This is a genomic window from Bathymodiolus heckerae thiotrophic gill symbiont (genome assembly GCF_900128515.1).
In the GTDB taxonomy this organism is placed as follows: domain Bacteria; phylum Pseudomonadota; class Gammaproteobacteria; order PS1; family Pseudothioglobaceae; genus Thioglobus_A.
Map to the genome: position 1 here is coordinate 1 of NZ_FQTP01000119.1, position 3,446 is coordinate 3,446.

The following is a 3,446-nucleotide window of genomic DNA, read 5'->3' on the forward strand; positions in this document are numbered from 1 at the left end:
GATTACCATAACCACCAAACCAGTTAGGCATGCCTTCAGCTGGCGGTTGTACGGTTGAAGCGTCTGCTAGGCCACTTGCTAGACCTTTTCTAAGTCCTGCCCTGCCCTCTGTTGTGCCTGCTTGAGTTATCTAGACCCAATCTTGACTATTTATTTTTTATAACATATTATTACCATGTATGTTATAATAGTATTCAAATGAGCAAAGATAATACACACAAAATTACTTGGACAAATAAAGCGCAAAAAGATTTAAGAAAAATACCCATAAATAATGTTAAACAAATTCTGATCAAGATAGATGAGCTAGAGCATCCTAGAAACAAATGGAGTAAGAAAATTGAAAAATTAGCCAAACATCAATATGATTACCGCATGAGAGTTGGCAACTATAGAGTAATGTTTGATTTAAATAAGACAGCAAAAATTGTTCACATTGAAAAAATAGGAAAACGAGATGGAAACACATACTAAAACACAAATCATCAAACAAAATGGAGTGCCTGCTTTTGCAGTACTACCTTGGGATGAGTATCAAAAAATTATTAAGAATTCTTCACGCCCAAACAACAACTCTAATTGGTGGGGGGATGACACACCACACGAAGTGGTAGTGGACGTCTTTAGTAACAACAAATCTAAGATTAAAGCTTGGCGTGAATTCTTACACTTAACCCAGCAATCTGTTGCAGACAGTGCAGGTATTAAACAAGCATCACTTGCACGTATTGAAAATAGCAACTCTAAACCGCATCTTGACACACTAAAAAAAATTGCGTATGCTATGGGCATATCTTTAAGTCAATTGGAAGAATAGAAATAGAGTAATAATTAACAACAAATCTTAAGCGAGCTTAAAACCCTAAACAGTAATATTGCCACTCAAGGCGATATGCAGGACTTAAGTAAAAATATATATGAAAATTAATCTTGAAAAAATTAAGTCAAGCATTCAGTCGATTGGTAATAGTTTGGTAGTTGCTGGCTTAGTAGCTTCGGTTTTTAAAGAACAAATCGATTTATCGATTGTTTTAACGACCATACTATTTGGAATTTTCTTTATTATATTTTCATCAACGGAGAAGAAACAATGACAACGATAATATTACTAACTATAGTGGCTGTTACTCTTATTGGTATTGCAATTTATGCCAAAAAACACCAACAATAAAACCATGAACACACAACAACAAATCTTAAGCGAGCTTAAAACCCTAAACAGTAATATTGCCACTCAAGGCGATATGCAAAACTTAAGAGCGGATATACAAACTATAAGTAAAGATACAAAAGCGAGTATTAACAAACCCTTGCAAAGCTACAACTACCCAAGCATTCAGGCGATTGAGCATACAGACGATTTTATTAAAATCAAAAAACAAATTAAGCAAAACTGGGGGCAGTTTTTCACAGGCGTTGTTTTTGTGGCTGCAGTTTCTATCATCAGTGAAAACCAATTACTTGGCTTTGAGTTTTTTGAAGTAAATATTGTGCTGGGTATTGTTGGTGGGTTGTTTGCTTTGCAGGGCTTGAAAAAATTTAACAACACGCTTAAACAGCGCAATATTGAATTTAACAGAGACTGCGAGCCTAAGATTGAGCATAGGTTTGATAATGATATTCACATTACCCATCGTAACGATAATTGGGATGAATTGTATAATCCGGCATATAGTTTTTTAGGTCAAAATATACATCACAAACACTAATTAATTTATTTTTTATCATTTCTGTAATCCTCCACATCTACATTATCACTTTTATCATTTGATGCATCTGTTACTTTGTTAATGTAATTATTCATACTTGCTTTAAGATTGTCACTACTACTAGAATTAACTAACATATCGTTAAACTGGCTGCGATGTGCTTCAAAATTTCTAATATCATCGTATTTAGTTGATTGACTAGAATCGGCCCCAACACTAACACTGGCATCACCACTAACTTTTGCACCAGTAAGCTTCTCAGCAGCCCAACCTACTACTTGATTAGAACTGTCAAAACTTGCACCCATTTTTGCATTAACTCCTTGTGAAGTGCTGGCACTAAAACTATCCGTATTACTCCAACTAGCACTGCCAACATCACTGACATTACTAACCGCCGCTTCTATAAATTGTTTATAGTGCGGATTGGTGTAATTTTCACTCATTGCTGCCTGCTTAGCTTTATCATAATTAGCATCAAATGATTTATCTGCACTGTCCCAAAGTTTTTGCTCATCTCCTGCTTGACTTGGGCGATCTTGTAGCGCAGTTGCCATGGCATTTTTATCCAGTCCAGTTTTAATCTGGTTGGTTGTATCGTGGGTATTGGTTCTAGTGTATAAATTATTGGCACTATCAACGTTGTCTTTCCTATTAATATTACTAATATCTGTTAGTTTTCCACCAATAGTCTCATTTCTGAAGTTATTAACGTCTCTGTTTTCAGAGTAATTTCCTTCTTTATGAGTGTTGCTATAATTTTCTCTATTTCCTTCCTCAATGCTATTAACTTTTACAATGAGTTGATTAGGCATGGTGGTATATTTGAGTGGGTTAAATTTAAATCCTTTTAGAGACCTTTGCATAATTCATAATTCCCCATCCTATTTTCAACCCTTGCAATTTTTCAAAAAAAATAGCTCAAAATTTCCGTATTTTTCCATAAAAATCTAAAAAACACCTTGTTTGTCTGATTTTTTTAGCCTTATTTCTCTCTTTTTAGCCTTTTTTACTCACTGGATGTAATAATCCCTTAGGCTTTTTAATCGCTGCATTTCTTTAAAAATATTCATGCCAGTTTTAAGGTTATGACTCATGGCAATCAGTTGTACTCTGGTTTTGTTTCTCTCTAGTCCAAGGTATCTTGCCTTGCCTAAACCGTGATGAAGTTTTAGCAAGCCAAAAGTGCGTTCTACGATATAACGAATGCTTGAGCGCTGTTTGTTTTCTTGTTTTTGTGCTTGCGTGAGTGGTGTATTTCTGTAGGCTCTGTGCAAGACTTTGTTATTTTGCTTGCCCAGTTTTTTGTCATTCTTTTTGTTGGCATATGCGCTATCGGCATAGACTTCACCACAGGTTTTTAATTTGTCTTTAGCCCTCCCACAATCCAGCAACTTGTCAAACTCTTGTGAATCATGCACATTGCCTGGTGTAAAGGTCATCTTCTTGACAAAGCCATCCTCGTCAACATTAGCGTGCGCCTTAAAGCCATAGGTGGTTTTACGCTTGCCATCAGCTGCAGTTTTAACATTGTAGCCCGCTTCAGAGTCTTGAGTGTTGTTGCCATCTTTGCCTTTGCGCTTGCGAGACTGTTTGGCTTCAATGACGGTGGCATCAATAATGTTGATTGATCCGAGTGAGACAGTGATAGAGTTTCTCTCTAGGTGAGTGTTGATTTGCTTCAGTAGAGGCTCTAGTAGCTGCTCGGTGTTAAGCAGCTGTCTAAAGCGCCAAATA

At 36.2% G+C, this 3,446-nt stretch carries 6 protein-coding genes; 4 read left to right on the forward strand and 2 right to left on the reverse strand.

Annotated elements, in window-relative coordinates:
* Positions 1-198 precede the first annotated feature (198 nt).
* The 4 genes from BTHERMOSOX_RS09825 to BTHERMOSOX_RS09840 all read left to right on the forward strand — a co-directional run bounded on the left by BTHERMOSOX_RS09825 (position 199) and on the right by BTHERMOSOX_RS09840 (position 1,709).
* Positions 199-474, forward strand: coding sequence for a type II toxin-antitoxin system RelE family toxin (locus BTHERMOSOX_RS09825; RefSeq protein ID WP_138120980.1), 276 nt, complete (start codon positions 199-201; stop codon positions 472-474).
* On the forward strand, positions 458-817 hold the full coding sequence (locus tag BTHERMOSOX_RS09830; protein ID WP_138120982.1) for a helix-turn-helix domain-containing protein: 360 nt from the start codon (positions 458-460) through the stop codon (positions 815-817). The genes BTHERMOSOX_RS09825 and BTHERMOSOX_RS09830 overlap by 17 nt, the downstream gene beginning before the upstream one ends.
* 100 nt (positions 818-917) lie before the next feature.
* Positions 918-1,094 (forward strand): hypothetical protein, encoded by a 177-nt coding sequence (locus BTHERMOSOX_RS09835; protein WP_171004732.1) that lies wholly within the window; start codon positions 918-920, stop codon positions 1,092-1,094.
* An 81-nt stretch (positions 1,095-1,175) separates the two neighbouring features.
* The gene (locus tag BTHERMOSOX_RS09840; protein ID WP_138120984.1) at positions 1,176-1,709 is read left to right on the forward strand and encodes a hypothetical protein; all 534 of its coding nucleotides are present in this window, start codon (positions 1,176-1,178) and stop codon (positions 1,707-1,709) included.
* A gap of 5 nt (positions 1,710-1,714) precedes the next feature.
* Here the strand turns inward: BTHERMOSOX_RS09840 and BTHERMOSOX_RS09845 are convergent, their stop codons facing one another.
* Together BTHERMOSOX_RS09845 and BTHERMOSOX_RS09850 are read right to left on the reverse strand one after the other, a co-directional pair.
* A complete protein-coding gene (locus BTHERMOSOX_RS09845) occupies positions 1,715-2,575 on the reverse strand; it encodes a hypothetical protein (protein ID WP_138120986.1) in 861 nt (286 codons plus the stop codon).
* 147 nt (positions 2,576-2,722) lie between these two features.
* Positions 2,723-3,446, reverse strand: a 724-nt coding sequence (locus tag BTHERMOSOX_RS09850; RefSeq protein ID WP_138120988.1) for an IS5 family transposase, incomplete at its 5' end; no start/stop codon positions are given.

What these genes read in the sequence shown, in the direction of transcription:
- BTHERMOSOX_RS09825 (WP_138120980.1), top strand. Translation starts at nt 199, where the DNA reads ATGAGCAAAGATAATACACACAAAATTACTTGGACAAATAAAGCGCAA.
- BTHERMOSOX_RS09830 (WP_138120982.1), top strand. Translation starts at nt 458, where the DNA reads ATGGAAACACATACTAAAACACAAATCATCAAACAAAATGGAGTGCCT.
- BTHERMOSOX_RS09835 (WP_171004732.1), top strand. Translation starts at nt 918, where the DNA reads ATGAAAATTAATCTTGAAAAAATTAAGTCAAGCATTCAGTCGATTGGT.
- BTHERMOSOX_RS09840 (WP_138120984.1), top strand. Translation starts at nt 1,176, where the DNA reads ATGAACACACAACAACAAATCTTAAGCGAGCTTAAAACCCTAAACAGT.
- BTHERMOSOX_RS09845 (WP_138120986.1), bottom strand. Translation starts at nt 2,575, where the DNA reads ATGCAAAGGTCTCTAAAAGGATTTAAATTTAACCCACTCAAATATACC.